Source organism: Microbacterium sp. 01T413_2 (assembly GCF_056398985.1).
This window is the reverse complement of record NZ_JBFTQL010000004.1, coordinates 1-16,210: the sequence shown is the minus strand read 5'-3', so window position 1 is coordinate 16,210 and position 16,210 is coordinate 1. Positions and strand designations below refer to the sequence as shown.

10 protein-coding genes and 1 pseudogene are annotated in these 16,210 nt (G+C 70.6%); 6 read left to right on the top strand and 5 right to left on the bottom strand.

Going from position 1 to position 16,210, the window contains the following annotated elements; all coding sequences use genetic code 11:
- The first annotated feature begins 189 nt into the window (after positions 1-189).
- The 3 genes from AC1DMN_RS04045 to AC1DMN_RS04035 all read left to right on the top strand — a co-directional run bounded on the left by AC1DMN_RS04045 (position 190) and on the right by AC1DMN_RS04035 (position 5,472).
- Positions 190-2,043, top strand: coding sequence for an ABC transporter substrate-binding protein (locus AC1DMN_RS04045; RefSeq protein ID WP_477383894.1), 1,854 nt, complete (start codon positions 190-192; stop codon positions 2,041-2,043).
- 64 nt (positions 2,044-2,107) lie between these two features.
- The gene (locus tag AC1DMN_RS04040; RefSeq protein WP_477383892.1) at positions 2,108-3,415 is read left to right on the top strand and encodes an erythromycin esterase family protein; all 1,308 of its coding nucleotides are present in this window, start codon (positions 2,108-2,110) and stop codon (positions 3,413-3,415) included.
- Positions 3,412-5,472, top strand: a complete 2,061-nt coding sequence (locus AC1DMN_RS04035) for a prolyl oligopeptidase family serine peptidase (protein WP_477230991.1) — start codon at positions 3,412-3,414, stop codon at positions 5,470-5,472. Before AC1DMN_RS04040 ends, AC1DMN_RS04035 begins: the two co-directional genes overlap by 4 nt.
- A gap of 39 nt (positions 5,473-5,511) precedes the next feature.
- On the opposite strand, the gene AC1DMN_RS04030 is transcribed toward AC1DMN_RS04035, so the two are convergent.
- The 4 genes from AC1DMN_RS04030 to AC1DMN_RS04015 all read right to left on the bottom strand — a co-directional run bounded on the left by AC1DMN_RS04030 (position 5,512) and on the right by AC1DMN_RS04015 (position 10,391).
- Complete coding sequence (locus AC1DMN_RS04030; RefSeq protein WP_477230990.1) at positions 5,512-7,122, bottom strand: PucR family transcriptional regulator; 1,611 nt, start codon at positions 7,120-7,122, stop codon at positions 5,512-5,514.
- A gap of 103 nt (positions 7,123-7,225) precedes the next feature.
- Positions 7,226-8,335, bottom strand: a complete 1,110-nt coding sequence (menC, locus tag AC1DMN_RS04025; protein WP_477230989.1) for an o-succinylbenzoate synthase — start codon at positions 8,333-8,335, stop codon at positions 7,226-7,228.
- A complete protein-coding gene (locus tag AC1DMN_RS04020; protein WP_477230988.1) occupies positions 8,332-9,237 on the bottom strand; it encodes a GNAT family N-acetyltransferase in 906 nt (301 codons plus the stop codon). The genes menC and AC1DMN_RS04020 overlap by 4 nt, the downstream gene beginning before the upstream one ends.
- Complete coding sequence (locus AC1DMN_RS04015) at positions 9,234-10,391, bottom strand: M20/M25/M40 family metallo-hydrolase (protein WP_477230987.1); 1,158 nt, start codon at positions 10,389-10,391, stop codon at positions 9,234-9,236. Before AC1DMN_RS04015 ends, AC1DMN_RS04020 begins: the two co-directional genes overlap by 4 nt.
- Before the next feature lie 621 nt (positions 10,392-11,012).
- Between AC1DMN_RS04015 and AC1DMN_RS04010 the strand changes: the two genes are divergently transcribed.
- Entirely contained in the window at positions 11,013-12,932 is a 1,920-nt protein-coding gene (locus tag AC1DMN_RS04010) for an ABC transporter ATP-binding protein (protein WP_477230986.1), read from the top strand.
- Positions 12,929-14,737: an ABC transporter ATP-binding protein gene (locus tag AC1DMN_RS04005; protein WP_477230985.1), complete on the top strand. Its 1,809-nt coding sequence runs from the start codon at positions 12,929-12,931 to the stop codon at positions 14,735-14,737. The genes AC1DMN_RS04010 and AC1DMN_RS04005 overlap by 4 nt, the downstream gene beginning before the upstream one ends.
- Before the next feature lie 131 nt (positions 14,738-14,868).
- Here AC1DMN_RS04005 and AC1DMN_RS04000 read toward each other — a convergent pair whose 3' ends face one another.
- Positions 14,869-15,714, bottom strand: a complete 846-nt coding sequence (locus tag AC1DMN_RS04000) for an endonuclease domain-containing protein (RefSeq protein WP_477230984.1) — start codon at positions 15,712-15,714, stop codon at positions 14,869-14,871.
- A 290-nt stretch (positions 15,715-16,004) separates the two neighbouring features.
- On the opposite strand from AC1DMN_RS04000, the pseudogene AC1DMN_RS03995 reads away from it, so the two are divergent.
- A pseudogene (locus tag AC1DMN_RS03995) lies at positions 16,005-16,210 on the top strand (hypothetical protein); the annotation flags it as partial.

The following is a 16,210-nucleotide window of genomic DNA, read 5'->3' as shown; positions in this document are numbered from 1 at the left end:
CGCGCGAGGGTGTGTCCACCCTGACAGGCGGACCGAGCCGAATCTGTCCGGATCTCTGAACGAGCGGGATCCCGCGTCCTGCACTCTCGAATCAGCAGGATCCGGGACTCGGCGGGATCGCCCGGAACCCAAGAACCCGACGAACCCGCTCGACGAACTCTTACTCGACGAACTCTTGAGGAGCACAGCATGAACCCGCAGGTTCCCCGGAGGCGACGGCGCCTCCTGATCGCGCTCACGATCGCGGCCGCCCTGATCACCACCGGCTGCACCGCCGGCGCCACCAAGGTCGACCCGTCGCAGTACCGCACCATTCCGGCCGCGAACGGCAAGGCCGTCGACGGCGGCGTCATCACGATCGCGATGACGCCCGGCCTCGCCCCGAACTACATCTTCCCGTACCCGCCGGCCGAGGCGAACGGCGCTGTGATCGGGAACGACCTGATGTGGCGCACGCTGTATCGAGCCGATGCCGGCGGCAAGAGCAATGCGGGCACGAGCCTCGCCGAGGCTGCCATGTACAGCGACGACGGCCGTACCGTCACGATCGCCATGAAGAAGAACAGCTGGTCCAACGGCAAGCCCGTCACCGCCGGCGACGTCGTCTTCTCRCTCGACATCCTCAAGGCCGCCGTCGCCCAGAGCGCGGCCAACTGGGCGTTCTACACGCCGGGGCAGTTCCCCGACGGGGTGACCGCGTCCGCGGAGGGATCCGACACCGTCGTCCTCACGCTCGAGAAGGCGTACAACCCCGCGTACCTGGAATCGCTCCTGCAGCAGCTCGTCGTCATGCCGTCCGCGGACTGGAGCGTCGCCGCGACGGGAGGCCCCGTGCTCGACTACACGGATCCGGCGAACGCGAGCGCGATCTACACGTTCCTCACCGGGCAGTCCTCCGACCAGTCCACGTTCGCCACCAATCCGCTGTGGCAGGTCGTGAACGGACCCTACGCGCTGAAGAGCTTCGAACCGACCACCGGATCGTTCTCACTCACGCCCAACAAGGCCTACACGGGCCCGGGGAAACACACGCTCGAGCAGGTGGACTTCAAAGCCTTCACCTCGGCCGCGGCGATCTACAACCAGTACCAGGCGGGCACCATCACGGTCGGGCGTCTTGACTCCAGCTACTCCTCGAAGATCGAGGATCTGCGCAAGAAGGGCTACAACGTCTACGCGGCTCCCGCGCCGGCCCGATCGGATCCGCTCGTGATCAACTTCACCGACACCACTGACGGATTCGACAAGATCATCGCGCAGCCCTATGTGCGTCAGGTGCTGCAGCATCTGATCGATCAGCCCGGCTACATCAAGAGCCGCGGCGTCTACAACGGCGCCGCGAGCGAGAACTACGCCACGGTCGGCCTCGGTTCGGCGTTCCCGCCCGACTTCGGCGACAAGGCCCCCTATCCCTTCGACCCGAAGACGGCCGAGAAGCTGCTCACCGATCACGGCTGGAAGGTGGACACGGCGGGCACGACCTGCGAGCGGGCGGGCACCGGATCAGACCAGTGCGGTGAGGGCATCGAGAAGGGGCAGAAGATCTCGTTCACCCTGGCCTCCGCGAGTTCTCCGAGCTACGTCGGGGCCCGCGACCTCGCGTTCTCCTCTGAGGCGAAGAAGGTCGGGATCGATGTGAAGGTCGTCTCGAAGTCGCTGAACTACATGTACGAGAACTACTCGAACCCGGGCGCACCGGCGAACACGAACGAGTGGGCCATGCAGGACAGCGGCCCGCTGGTCATGACCTCCTACCCGACCGCGAACGGCGCGTTCAACACCGACGGCAGTTTCAACCTCGGTAGCTACAGCAACGCGGAGGCCGACAAGGCGATCGAGGCGAGCGTGTTCGGATCGGATCCGAAGGCGCTGAGCGCAGAGACGACCCTGCTGTCCAAGGACCTGCCGGTGCTCTTCCTGCCCACCCCAGACAACCTCATCGTCTGGAAGAGCACSCTCKCCGGKCCRCCKGACACCTTCGAGGGCCTGCTGAAGTTCATCTACTCCCCGGAGCAGTGGTACTTCACCGAGAAGCAGAAATAGCGGATCCGTGCACGGGGCCGGCCGGATGCGGCCGGTCCCCGTCGTGGTGAGAGGATCATCCCCGATGCGTGAGATCGACCGGACATACGCCCGCCCGCTGGCGGAACCCGGAGAGCCCTGGGACGCTGCGCTGGTGCGTGATCTGGTGGGAGACGCGCGCATCGTGCTGCTCGGCGAGGGCGCGCACGGGGTCGAGGACTTCGCCMGGCTSGSTGACGGGYTGTTCCGYACGCTCGCGACCGMGCTCGGCTTCACGGCGTTCGTGCGGGAGTCGGGCTTCGCGGAGGGGCTGGCCGTGGACGCCTGGGTACAGGGCGGCCCGGGCGAGGTCGCGGAGATCGCCCGCGCCGGCATCACCTACGGTTTCGGCGAGTCCGATGCCGCACGGCGCCAACTGACCTGGATGCGCGCCGAGAACGTCCGCCGCCGGGGTCCGGATCCCGCTGCGGTGCGAGACGTCGCTGGAACGGAGCGGGCGCCCCTGCACTTCTGGGGCATGGATCTGCCCGGATCCGCGACCTCGCCGGGGCCCGCCGTGCGGGTGTGCCTCGCACGGATCCCCGCGCGCGCAGGCGACGATGAGCTTCTCCGGAGCACCGATCTCGGCGCGCGCACCGAGGCCGCGATCGCCTGGGACTGCCTGGACGGCGCGGCGCGGCGCCGGATCCTCGACGGCATCGCCGGTCTGCGCGCGAGGGTCGGGCGGGACGGCGATGATGTCGCTCGACGCAGCATGGCCACGCTCGACGCCTTCGTCGCGGAGCTCTCCTGGGATGGCGAGCCCGGCGCGTACCCCCGAGAGCAGCTCATGGCCGACACCGTCGGTTGGATCGCCGAGCGGGAGGAGCGGATCCTCGTCCTGGCGCACAACGCGCACGTGCGCCGCGAGCCGCTGCACGGCAGGCCCGCCCTGGGCACGCTTCTTCAGGAGAGGTTCGGCGACGCGCTGCGGGTGATCGCCATGACGTACGGGCATGGTCCCGTCGTGTCGTTCGCGGAGCGCTCTGCGCGCCCCTTCGACTGGGAGACGACGCTCGCCGAGCGCGATCCCGCACCGAGTTCCCTCGAGCACGCGCTGGATCCGCTCGGCGACGTGCTCGTCGACCTGCGCACCGCGCCCTCGCACCTGTGGTCGAGTGTCGAGGGCACGCACGCCGGCGTCGGACTCGATCCGCTGGCCGACGCGGCGGTCGCATTCGACGCGATCGCGCACCGGCACCGGGTCGAGCTCGTGCCTGGCCATCTCGACCGGCTGCGGGTCGAGTTCGGCATCGGGCACCAGGGCTCTGGCGGAATCGACGCTGCCCCGTCGGATCCGGGCGATGGCGCGCGGTCCGTCGCGTCGTACGACAGGCTGGAGGGTCTCGAATGAGTGCCGCCCCGACCACCCGCACAGACGACACCGTCGAGCTCGTCGCCGGCATCGCGGTGCCGGATCCCTACCGCTGGCTCGAGGCCGACGCCTCGGTGCCGGGCGAGGTCGCCGACTGGCAGCGCGCGCAGGCTGCCCACGCCGAGGAGACCATCTGGGCCGGCCGAGACCCCGAAGCCGTTCGCGCCGTGATCGAGCGCAGCCACACGGGCGCCCGGCCGGAGCTTCCCCGCAGCGGTGGCGAGCGCTGGTTCCGCACCGAGGGGAGTCAGGTGCTGGTGGCTGACGAACCCTACGGCCCCGGTCGATCCCTCGTGGACCTCACCCGTTTCGACGGACCGGAGAGCACCGCGGTGCTGAGCTGGTTCGACCCGTCGCCCGACGGCACGGTGCTCGCGCTCGGCGTCTGCACCGACGGCAGCGAGCACAACCGGGTCGAACTGATCGACGTGCGCACGGGCATGCTGCGCGACGACGCGCCGCCGGAACTGCTGCACAGCTCTTGGGGCGGCGGGATCTCCTGGTTCCCCGACAGCACGGGCTTCGCCTTCCTCGGTCTCGGCGGCACCGCGCACGACTTCCGCCAGGTCGTGTACCGACGGACGCTCGGTGCGCATGGCCCGTCCGCGATCGAGGACGTGCCAGTGCCGGAGGGCTCCCGGGAGTACACCCGGATCCAGTACTCGTCGGACGGACGCTGGGCGATCGCGAGCCACCGGGTCGGCACTCCGTTCCCCGTCGCGGTGCGCGACCTCGCCGACCCCGATGCTCCCTGGCGTCCCTTCCTCGAGCCGGGAGCGGAGACGGTCGTGGGGCACATCGTGGGGGACCGGTACGTGGCAGTGACGGATCTGGACGCGCCGCGGCGCCGGCTGGTCGCGATCCCGCTGGATGCTGCGGATCCGACGGACGCCTCCGGCTGGACCGAGCTGGTGCCGGAAAGCGACGCAGTGCTGCGTTCGGTTCTGCCCGTGGGCGATGCGCTGTACCTCAGCGAGTTCCACCGCACCGCAGCGCGGGTGCGGATCCTCGATGCGGACGGCGTCGAACGGGGCGTCGTGCCGCTGCCGGGAGAGGGTGCGCTCGCCGCCCCGTTCTTCCCGCTCACGGGGCTCGCCACCGAGAGCCGGGACGGCTCCTTCCTCTTCGCGTTCTCGACGCTCACCTCCTCCTGGGGTGTGTACCGGCATCATCCCGAGCGCTCGCTCGTGGTGCTGCAGGAGCCCCGGATCGTGATCGATGGGACCGTGCAGATGCACGCGGCGACCGCGGCCGACGGCACCGCCATCCCGTACCACGTCGTGCGTCCGAGGGGCGGCGGGGGTCCGGCTCCCGTGCTGATCTCCGCGTACGGTGCGGCGGGCATCCCCACGCTTCCGCAGTATCAGCCGGATCTCGCCGCGGTCCTGGCGTGCGGCGGCACGGTCGTGCAGGCCTATCTGCGCGGGGGCGGGGAGTTCGGCAGTGCCTGGTTCCGGGCCGCGGATCGCGAACGACGCGGCACGCGGGACGGCGACCTGCTCGCGGTCGCCGAGCACGTGCTCGCCGAGGGCATCGCCGCGCCCGGCCGGCTCGCGCTCTCCGGCGGCTCCGACGGCGGGCTCATGTGCGGCAACGCGATCACCGCGCGCCCCGACCTGTGGTGCGCGGTGCTGCCGCGCGCACCGCTGCTCGACCTGGTCGGCGGCTTCCGCAACCCGTACCTGGAGTTCGTGATCCGCAAGGCGTGGGGTGACCCCGACGACCCGGCCGACGTGGCCCGCATGATCGCCCTGTCCCCGTACGAGCGGGTGCGTCCGGCGGAGTATCCGCTGCTCTATGTCGAGGCGGGCGCCAACGATCCGCGCTGCCCGCCGTGGCAGGCGCGCAAGTTCGTGGCGCGCATGCAGGCGGCCCAGCGCGGATCGGCGCCCATCCTGCTGCACGTGTACGAGAACGCCGGGCACGGATCCGGCACGGGTCACGATGTGATCGTCGCGCAGGACGCGGCGTGGCTCGCATGCCTTCTCGGCGCGCTCGTCCTGCCGGACCCCTCTCGGCCGGATCCGCGTCCGTGAGCGGGATCGACCGAGACGAACGCTGACCCGCGGTGCGGGTCAGCGTTCGGGGTTGATGGCCCGCAGCCGCAGCTGCATCATCGCGCCGAAACGGGCGTTCGGGTCGTCGAGGTCGATCCGGCCGACCTCCGCCACGCGTCGCAGGCGGTAGCGGAAGGTGTTGGGGTGGACGAAGCTCGCGGCGGCGGCGACTCCGACGTCTCCGAACGCGTCGAGCCAGGCCGCGAGCGTCTCGGTGAGGCTGCTGCCGTGCGTCTCGTCGTAGGCGAGCAGGCGTGCGAGCGGTCCGGAGGGGATGTCCCGCGCCGGACCGGCCAGCTCCAGCAACAGGGCCTCGGCGTGCACCTCGTCGAGGCGGGCCACCTGCCGGTCCACGATCCCGGCACGCAGCACACGCAGCGCGCGATCCGCGCTCGCACGCGAACGGGGGAGGAGGGCCGTCTCGGCGACCACGATCCCGACGCCGATGAGCGGCCGCAGCGCGGAGCGCATCCGGCCGAGGAACTCCGTCGCCACGCGCACCGCGCTGTCGCCCTCGTCGTCTGTGTCCGCCGCGGACGCGAGTGGCAGCACGCCGTAGGCGACATCGCCGACGAGCCCCGAAACCGAGCGCGGGTGCGCGAACGACAGGTGCACCGCGAACGCGTCCGCCACGCGCTTGCGCTCCGCGGCGAGACGTGCGTGCGGGAGCTGCTCGGCGGCAGGATCGTGCAGGGTCAACGCGAGCACGACGCAGGGTTCCTCGCGCAGACCGAGATTGTGCACGGCCTCGCCCGCGGAGGGACCGCCGCCGAGCGCGGTGCGCAGGAGCTCAGCGCGCAGCCGGCGCTCCACATCCGCGTCCGTGCGCTGCCACACCATGTGCATGGCGACGAGCTTCGCGGCGTCGTGCAGCGACGCGCTCCGCTCGGCGGTGAGCGAGCCCGCCGTCCAGATCGTGCCGAGCACCTCATCCCCTGCACGCACCGCGATCGCGGTGCGCATCTCGTCACCGGCAGAACCCGTGGCGACCTCGACGGGCCATTCGCTCCGGGCGATCTGCGCGAGAGCTCCGCTCTCCTCCAGCGCCCGCACGTCCTGCGGCGGCAGCGGACGTGCACGGATGCCCGGAGCGCGCTGCTGCTCCGGGCCGTTCGAGAAGGCCAGCAGCTGCGCGTTGCGGTCCTCGATCGTGACCGGCGATTCCAGGAGTGCGGCGATCGCATCCGCCACGGCGAACAGATCACCCGCGAGGATTCCCCCGAACGTGACCGGCCGCGCCTCGTCCGGATCACCCGGCGTCATCAGGGAGCGGAGCATGCCGGCCAGGTGCGCCCACGTGGTACCGGTATTCAATGCCAGCACCACGACGCCCGTGGCCTCCGCCTCGGCGCGCAGCGCGTCATCGGCGGTGAACGGCGCGCGCACCACGAGGGCGGTGACCCCGGCCTGCGCGAGCAGCGGGAGCAGATGCCGCACGAGCGCCGGGTCTTCCATACCGACGCCCATTACGAGCGAGTTGCGCGGGGCGTCGGGCTCGTCACGGGGATCGTGGATCACGATCGCCTCGATCGTGCGCTCCGGGGAGGCCATTCCGCAGACGACGGTGAGCAGGGTGGTGTCGAGCGCCTCGAGCACGCGCACCAGGGTGACCTGCGGGCGGTGGTTCATCGACGGCACCTTCGCGACGCTAGCATGCGCCGACGGGGGTCCCGACGGGCCCGGCGCCGGCCTCCGTTCGCTCCCGCACGGGTGCCGACGTCCGCTCCGCCGGTCATGATGCGAGCGGGATCCATGCGCGGGAGACGGTCACCTCGTCGAGCACGGCGGCGTCGGGCGTGACGCCGATGCCGGGTCCCGTGGGCACGGTCATGTGTCCGTCCTCGAGCCGGAACGGCGGCGTCAGATCCGTGGCGTAGTAGCGCTCGGAGGCAGAGGTGTCGCCCGGCAGCGTGAAGCCGGGAAGGGCGGCGAGCGCGAGGTTGGCGGCGCGGCCGATCCCGGTCTCGAGCATTCCGCCGCACCACACCGGCATGCCGTGCGCGGCGCACAGGTCGTGGATCCGGCGGGACTCCAGGTACCCGCCCACGCGACCGGGCTTGATGTTCACGATGCGGCAGGCGCCGAGCTCGATCGCCTGCGCGGCGTGGGCGGCGGACAGGATCGACTCGTCCAGGCAGATCGGCGTGCTGATCCGCTGGGCGAGCATCGCGTGCCCTGCGAGGTCGTCGGCGGCGAGAGGTTGCTCGAGCAGCGACAGGTCGAACGCGTCCAGGTTCGCGAGGTGCTCCAGGTCGGCCCGGCCATAGGCGGCGTTCGCGTCGACCTGCAGCAGGATGTCGCCGAAGCGCTCACGCACGGCGCGCACGGGTTCCAGATCCCAGCCGTGCTCGATCTTGAGTTTGATCCGCACGTACCCGTCGGCGAGGTACCCCTCGACGGCGTCCAGGAGCGCGGGGATGGTCGGAGTGATGCCCACGGAGACGCCGCACGCGACCCGGTCCTTCACCGCGCCGAGGTGATAGGCGAGGGGCACGTCGCGCGCCCGGAGGTCGGCGTCCAGAATCGCCGTCTCGAGTGCGGCCTTGGCCTGACGGTGGCCCTTGAAAGGCGACAGGAGCCCGGCGACGCGATGCGGATCCACGTCGCCGTGCCCGTCGAATGCAGGTACGAGCACGTCGGACAGCACCGCGGCGGCCGCCTGCGTGTACTCCGAGCTGTACAGCGGCAGCGCGCTCGCGCCGCACTCGCCCCAGCCCTCGGCGTCCGTGCCGACTGCTCGCACGAGCACCGCTTCGCGTACGGTCTCGGTGCCGAACGAGGTGCGGAACGGCGATACCAGCGGCATCCGAACCGTCCGGATCTCCACGCCGTCGAGCTTCATGACCTCTCCTGTCTGTCGATGATGTACCAGCCGGCCCGGTCGAAGCCGCGCACGGTGGCCCCGTCCGCGAGCAGCGCGCCCATGACGTCGCGCACCGCGAGGCGCCAGTCGGCGGCGCACCGCGGATCCGTCTCCCGCATGCCCTCGATGTCGGCTGGGATGCCGACCAGCACCGTGTCGGCCCCGAGTGCGCCGAGGCGAGGGGCGTTCGCGTGATCCGGCTGCACCGCGACGACGGCGCCGGCAGCGCGGGCCGCGGCGGCATCGACCAGGAGCGGGCGGTGCTCCGCCGCAGCGACGACCTGTGGGGAGCGCAGTTCCCAGCGCACCAGGATCCGATCGGTCTCGTCGTCGCGGTTGATGCTGTCGTCCAGGGCGCCGTAGAGGCGCGGCAGATAGGTGCCGACTGACGCGGCGAGCTTGCCGAGGTTGAAATGCGCGTTGCGGCGGATGAGGGGATCGTAGGTCCAAGTGATCGTGTCGACGTCGCGATGCAGGGCCCAGGCGCGCTGGTGCAGCTTCAGGGCGAAACCGAGATGCCGTCCCCGCACATGCGGGAGCGTGCCGGCGATATGGCTGTGCAGGGTGCGCGCGCCGGGCGGGCCGAAGAAGCCGAAGCAGGCGCCGACGAGCTCCGGTCCGTCACTGTGGTCGTCGAATGCGCCGGAGACGTAGTTGCCGGCCTGCACGAGGGCGCGCAGCAGGTCCGCGGTGACCGGAGGGTTGGTCGCGCCCGTGCGCCAGATGCCCTCGTACAGGGCGCGCACGGACGCGAGGTCGCGGACGTCGTCGAGCATCCGGATCCTCGCGTCGGCCGAGGCTTCGGCGGCCGTGGCAGCGCGGTCGGCGCTCTCCGTGAGGGTGTCCCGTGCGGCGGTGGCGACGGCGATGGCGTCGTTCATCGGGCGCGAGCGACGATCGGGGCCGCCGCAGACGCGGCGGGGACGGGCCGGCCCGGCGGAGTCATGCGGATGTCGTCGATGAGCCCCGCCAGCAGCCGGACGCGGGGCTCCAGCTCGGCGATCAGCACGTGCTCGTGAGCGGCGTGCGCACCGGCGCCGACCGCGCCGAGGCCATCGAGCGTCGGCGTGCCCACGCCCGCGGTGAAGTTCCCGTCCGACGCCCCGCCGACGCTGATCCCGACGAGCGGCGGCAGGGCGAGTCGGTCTGCGACACGCTGCGCCTGACGGAACAGCTCGGCGGAGGATTCCGCGGCGAGGGGGGAGCGGTTGATTCCGCCATCGACCACGACGCGGGCGCCCTCGATCCGGGGAGCGAGGGCGAGCATCCCGGCGTGCACGCGCCCCTGCTCATCGGCCGAGAGCGCGCGGACGTCCACGGAGAACGACGCCTGGGCCGGCACCGTGTTCGTCGTCGTGCCGGAACTCGTCCGCGTCGGGGTGACGGTGGTCCCGGCGTCGCGATCGCCGAGCAGGGCCACCGTCTGCACCTGATGCGCGAGCTCAAGCGTCGCGTTCACGCCGAGCTCGGGATCGAGTCCGGCGTGCGAGGCTCGTCCCTGCACGGTGACCTCGTAGCGGGAGACCCCTTTGCGCGCGATCTTGAGCGCACCTCCGGGGCCGGCGGCCTCGAGCACGAGGGCCGCGGTCGAGGCGCGCGCCTCCTCCTCGATGAGCGCCCGGGACGTCGCCGATCCCGGTTCCTCGTCCCCCGTCACCAGCAGGGTGATCCCGGCCAGGTCGCCCAGCCGGCCGAGTGCGTGGAACGCGATCACGAGCCCCGCCTTCATGTCGAAGGATCCGGGTCCCGCCAGCGTCTCCTCGTCGGCCTCGGCCGGAAACTCGTCCAGGGAGCCGACGGGCCAGACGGTGTCGTGGTGGCCGAGCACGAGGATCCTCGGCTCGCCGGGGAAGCGCCAGCGCAGGTGGGCACGGCCGTCGATCATGATGCGCTCCGGCGCCGTACCGAGGCGGGTCGTACCCAGTTCGGCCACGGCGTCGGCGCTGCGGGCGACGGCGGCGAGGTCGTCGGACGGCGACTCGCAGCGGACGAGGCGCAGGATCTCCGCGACCATCGTCTCGACGGTTTCCGGCATGGCGGCTCCTTCGGAATCGGATCGTGCTCCCATCCTGCTGAGGCCCGCCGCCCGCCCGACTGTCCGCTCGCCCGAAACCCGATGCCCCGGTTGATCCGATCCGACGATCGCTCCCCGGTCGTCCGGCGTACCGGCGCACCGATCGGGCCGTTGCAGCAGGTCCCGCAGAACCGGATCCGGCGGATCGGGAATGGATGCAGCACGCCGGATGCTGCCCTCAGTACCGGAGAGCCGTGCGAGGGCGACGGCCCGGGATGGGTCCACGGCGACGGTGAGATCGGTTTCGGGAAAACGCTTGCGTTMAGGCGGTTCACAAACATAGGCTGGACGGCTGTCGCGTCAACCGACCGGCGGCCGTCGAACCGAGGAGGACACAATGCCCACGATCACCACTGCATCGTCGATCAGCGCTGTCGCCGGTTCGCCCCTCGCCCCGGCCGAGGACTGACTCGGAACGATCCGCTCACCGCGGAACCTCTGCGTCTTCCCGGACGCCTCGCGGCTCAGAGCCGCTGAAGCGCTCCGACCTCTCCGGCCCACCAGCCGCTCATCGCACGGATGTCTCGCATCCGCCCTTTCTCGTCCCCTGTCGTCCCTCCTGTCACGTAACTGCTGAGAATCATGTCTGAAGAATCCACGTCGTCCTCATCCGCCTCCACACTCTCCACGCCCCGTGCGCTCGCGCGCCTGGCGCCCTTCGTGAAGCCCGTCGCCTGGCGCCTCGTCGGGGGCGGTGCGTCCGCTCTGGCCGCCGCCGTGATCGCGCTGTGCGTGCCGCTGCTGCTGCAGGTCGTGCTCGAAGGCCCCATCGCCACCGGCGAGATCGGCGCCATCATCTGGGGTGCGGTCGCCGTCACGGTGCTCGCCATCGGCGAGGCGATCATGGTGTGGCTGCGTCGCCAGTTCGTGCTGAACCCCGCGACGCAGGTGGAGTACCGCATGCGCACGCAGCTGTACTCGAACCTGCAGCGCCTGCCGGTCGCGTTCCACGACCGCTGGCAGTCGGGCCAGCTGCTCAGCCGCATGATGCAGGACATCGGCCTGATCCGCCGCTGGCTCGCCTTCGGTCTGGTGCTGCTCGTCGTCAACCTGCTCACCATCGTGATCGGCGCGGCGCTGCTGTTCCGCTGGCACTGGCTGCTCGGCACGATCTTCCTGATCACTGCCGTGCCGCTGTGGATCTCGGGCTTCCTGTTCGAGAAGCGCTACGGCGTGCTCACGCGGCGCAGCCAGGACCAGGCCGGCGATCTCGCCACGAGCGTCGAGGAGAGCGTGCACGGCATCCGCGTGCTGAAGGCTTTCGGACGCGGCAAGCACGCGCTCGTCAAGTTCGCGCGCCAGGCCGAGTCGCTCCGCGAGACCGAGCTGAGCAAGGCCCGTTCCGTGGGCTGGATCTGGTTCTGGCTCGTGCTGATGCCCGAGATCGCGTTCGCGCTCAACCTCGTGGCCGGCATCTGGCTGATCGCCCAGGGCGCCCTGAACGCGCCGGAGCTGTTCGCCTACTTCGCGATGGCGACCGTGCTGCGCTGGCCGATCGAGTCGATCGGCTTCCTGTTCTCGTTCATGCTCGACGCGCGCACGGCCACCGATCGCGTGTTCGAGATCTACGACGAGCAGAACACGATCACGGATCCGGAGAGCCCGGTGAGCATCGCCGAGCCCCGGGGCGAGCTCGCGTTCGAGGGCGCCCGCTTCCGCTACCAGGACGCCCGCCCGCACGAACGCGACCTGCTCGACGGCATCGACCTGGTGCTGCGCCCGGGCGAGACGATGGCCCTGGTCGGCATCACCGGATCCGGCAAGACGACGCTCACGACCCTCCCGACGCGTCTGTACGACGTGACGGGCGGGCGGGTGACGCTCGACGGCGTGGACGTGCGCGACCTGACGCTGGCCGAGCTGCGCACGCACATCGCGATGGCGTTCGAGGACGCGACGCTGTTCTCGGCCACCGTGCGCGAGAACGTGCTGCTCGGCCGGGCGGACCTCGACATCCACAGCCCTGAGGCCGAGCGCGTGCTCCGGGAAGCGCTCGATGTGGCGCAGGCCGCCTTCGTCGACACGCTCCCCGAGGGCGTCGAGACGATGATCGGCGAGGAGGGGCTGAGCCTGTCCGGCGGACAGCGTCAGCGCCTCGCACTCGCCCGTGCCGTCGCGGCCAAGCCCAAGGTGCTCGTGCTGGACGATCCGCTCTCCGCGCTCGACGTCGACACCGAGGCGCTCGTCGAGGAGGCGCTGCGCCACGTGCTCGCCGAGACGACGGCGCTCATCGTCGCGCACCGCCCCTCGACCGTCGCCCTCGCCGATCGCGTCGCGCTGCTGCAGAACGGCAGGGTGACGGCCGTGGGCGCGCACTCGGAGCTGCTGCGCACGAGCGCGCATTACCGGCATGTGATCTCGAGCCTCGAGGCCGAGGAGGCCGCGCGCACGGGGGCGATCCCCGTGATCCGGGAGGCGGTCCCGGGGGTTGCGCCCGCCGCCGAGGCGCTCGACGAGATCGCCCCCGATACCCACGCCCAGAACGAGGAGGTGCAGGCATGAGCGTCATCGGAACTCAGGACGAGGACCGCTCCGACCTCACGCACGAGGAGAGCCGCGCGATCCGCCGCCGCTCGCTGCGGCTGTTCGGATCCCTGATCGCGCCGCTGAAGGTGCAGATCACGCTCACCGCGCTGGTGCTGGTGGTCTCGACGGCTGCCCAGGTCGCGGGCCCCGCGCTGATCGCGTACGGGCTCAACACGGCGCTGCCGGCGGTGCTGAAGCACGCGGACTGGGTGCCGACCATCGTGGTCGGCATCGCCTTCCTCGTGATCGGCGCACTCGGATCCGCSCTGATCGGCTGGTACGCGGTGCTCACCGCCCGYATCACGCAGGCGGTRCTGCTCGATCTGCGCAAGCGCATGTTCCTGCACACSCAGCGGCTGAGCCTCGAGTTCCACGAGAGCTACACCTCGGGCCGGATCATCTCGCGTCAGACGAGCGACCTGGACTCCATCCGGGAGCTGCTCGACGGCGGTCTGAACCAGCTCGTGTCCGGGCTGCTCTACGGCCTGTTCACGTTCATCGCGCTCGTCCTCGTGGACTGGGAGTCGGGCGTGGTGCTGGTGCTCGCCGGCATCCCGCTGGTGTACCTGATGCGCTGGTTCTACCAGCGCTCGCAGCTCGTGTACCGCGAGTCGCGCGTGATTAGCGCGAAGGTCATCGTGCAGTTCGTGGAGACGATGACCGGCATCCGCGCCGTGAAGGCGTTCCGCAAGGAGCCCCGCAACGACGTGTCGTTCCAGGAGGTCGCCGGCGACTACCGCGATGTGAACCGCCGTTCGATGCTGCTGTTCGGCACGTTCGAGCCGGGACTCATGGCGGTCGCGGCGCTCACCCTCGGCGTGGTCGTGGTGTGGGGCGGCGCGCGGATGGCGAGCGGCGAGATCCAGGTCGGCATCCTGCTGGCTGCGGTGCTGTACGTGCGCAACTTCTTCGCGCCCATGCAGGAGATCGCGATGTTCCTGAACTCCTTCCAGTCCGCCACGGCGGCGCTGGAGAAGGTGTCGGGAGTGCTCGACGAGGTGCCGACCGTTCCGGACCCGGTCAAGGCCGTCGACCTCTGGGAGTCGAAGGGGCACGTGCGCTTCGACGACGTCGAGTTCGGCTACGCCCAGGACCGGGTGATCCTGCCCGACTTCTCCCTGGACATCCCGGCGGGGCAGACGATCGCGCTGGTCGGCACGACCGGTGCGGGAAAGTCGACCCTGGCGAAGCTCGTGTCGCGCTTCTACGACCCGACCGCGGGCGCGGTGACCCTCGACGGTGTGGATCTGCGTGATCTGCATCCGAAGGACCTGCGTCGGGCGATCGTCATGGTCACGCAGGAGGCCTACCTGTTCAGCGGCACGGTCGCCGACAACATCGCGCTCGGCAAGCCCGACGCGACGATGGAGGAGATCCGGGCCGCCGCGCGGGCCGTGGGCGCCGATGCGTTCATCGACTCGCTTCCCGACGGGTACGAGACCGACGTGAACAAGCGCGGCGGCCGCGTCTCGGCGGGGCAGCGTCAGCTCATCTCGTTCGCGCGGGCCTTCCTCGCCGATCCAGCCGTGCTGATCCTCGACGAGGCGACCGCCTCGCTGGACATCCCGTCGGAGCGGCTGATCCAGGACGCGCTGCAGACGCTGCTCGCCGACCGCACCGCGATCATCATCGCGCACCGCCTGTCGACGGTCGCGATCGCCGATCGAGTGCTGGTCATGGAGCACGGCCGGATCATCGAGGACGACGCCCCGGATGTCCTCATCGCCGGCACGGGCAAGTTCGCGCAGTTGCATGCCGCGTGGCAGCAGACGCTGGTGTAGTCGCTCGAGCGCCGCGACTCTGCAGGACGTCTGCGTCTCTGCAGGACGGATCCGGATGGATTCTCCTGCAGAGACGCAGTCGTCCTTCTTCGTTGTCTGCTGATCGGAGTGCATGGTCGGAGCAATTCGATTCACGCGTGGAACGGGGCGAGATGCGCGCCGCGGGCGATCGCTGCAATGAGGATCCGCTCGACGTTGTGCCAGTCGTACAAGATCTGCGCGTAGGAGAAGCGGAGCACGGTGTAGCCGCGCAGGCGCAGCTCGGCGTCGTGCGCGATGTCGCGTGTGCGGTCCGCCGATGACGAGTGGTACGCCCAGCCATCGACCTGGACCACGAGGTGCGTCCCGATGACGAAGTCCACATCGTGGCCGGCGAGGTGTACTTGGAAGCGCAGGCGTACGCCCCAACCGCTCAGCCGCACGTGGAAGATCGTCTCGAGCGAAGACCCTGTGTCCCCGCGAACGTGCTCGAGGACGCGACGCGCGGCTGAGCTGCGCCAGCCCACCTGTCTCAGCGATTCCAGCGTCATGGCCTCCCTGCGGATCACCGACTCCCAGATGGCCGTCGCGTGGTCGAGGTCGAAGCACTCCGCGGCGTGGGCGAGTGCGTCTTCGAAGGACGCTTCCAATGATCGAGGCCGGCGGGGGCCGAGTGGCTTCGTCCAGTGGGCCCGCAACCCGACATCCCGGATCGATTCATGTGCGGGAAGGTGCAGATGCAGCATCTCCTCGGTGTCGGGCGGCACCCACCATCCCCGTCGTCGTGCAAGGGACACGCACGTGACCGCGCCTCCGGCCGCGGCCGCTCGCACCAGATCCGCCGGAGCCGAGGGGATGGCGATCCACCGGGCGCGGATGCGCTGCACTCCGCCCGCGCGGATGGCGGCTCGCACGCGGGGAGGGGCGAATCCCGCGGCCGCGGCATCGTCACGGTGCCCGATGCCATCACGATGAGAGAGCCAGGTGAGCAGGTCCATGCCGACAGCCTGCAATGCGGCTTCAGTGCGGGAGAGCCGCTCTGCGGAACCGGGGTGGAGATCGCGTCCGCACGCAGTTGTGGAGGATGAGCTCCCACTCGGCAGACGGAGCGAGATCCGCCGCACGTTTTGCAGGACGCCCGCAACTCTGCAGGATGGATCCGGAGGATCTGACCTGTGGAAATGCAAATGCCCTGCGGAGTTGTGAACGCCGCGTTCCCGAGCGGAGAGCTCGGGGCGGCCGGATCCGTGGGCGCCGTGCGCGGATCGCGGATCTGTAGGCTCGAGGCGTGGATCCGTTCTGGGCCTTCGCCGCGGAGTTCTGGTGGACCGCACCGGTCGTCGCCGGGGCGGGGGCGGTGAGCGTGCTCGGTGCACGCCGCGGGGCCGCCGGGGGACGCCGGCTGGGCTATGACGCCGCGCGCCTCGACCTGCAGGCCGCGCAGCGGGTCGCGACGGAAGCGCGCCTCCGGGTGCGGGTCGCGCGGGCCGAGCT

Bases quoted from the DNA above. Each gene is read 5' to 3' on its own strand.
- AC1DMN_RS04000 (WP_477230984.1), bottom strand. From the start codon at position 15,714: ATGGACCTGCTCACCTGGCTCTCTCATCGTGATGGCATCGGGCACCGT.
- AC1DMN_RS04020 (WP_477230988.1), bottom strand. From the start codon at position 9,237: ATGAACGACGCCATCGCCGTCGCCACCGCCGCACGGGACACCCTCACG.
- AC1DMN_RS04030 (WP_477230990.1), bottom strand. From the start codon at position 7,122: ATGAACCACCGCCCGCAGGTCACCCTGGTGCGCGTGCTCGAGGCGCTC.
- menC (WP_477230989.1), bottom strand. From the start codon at position 8,335: ATGAAGCTCGACGGCGTGGAGATCCGGACGGTTCGGATGCCGCTGGTA.
- AC1DMN_RS04010 (WP_477230986.1), top strand. From the start codon at position 11,013: ATGTCTGAAGAATCCACGTCGTCCTCATCCGCCTCCACACTCTCCACG.
- AC1DMN_RS04035 (WP_477230991.1), top strand. From the start codon at position 3,412: ATGAGTGCCGCCCCGACCACCCGCACAGACGACACCGTCGAGCTCGTC.
- AC1DMN_RS04015 (WP_477230987.1), bottom strand. From the start codon at position 10,391: ATGCCGGAAACCGTCGAGACGATGGTCGCGGAGATCCTGCGCCTCGTC.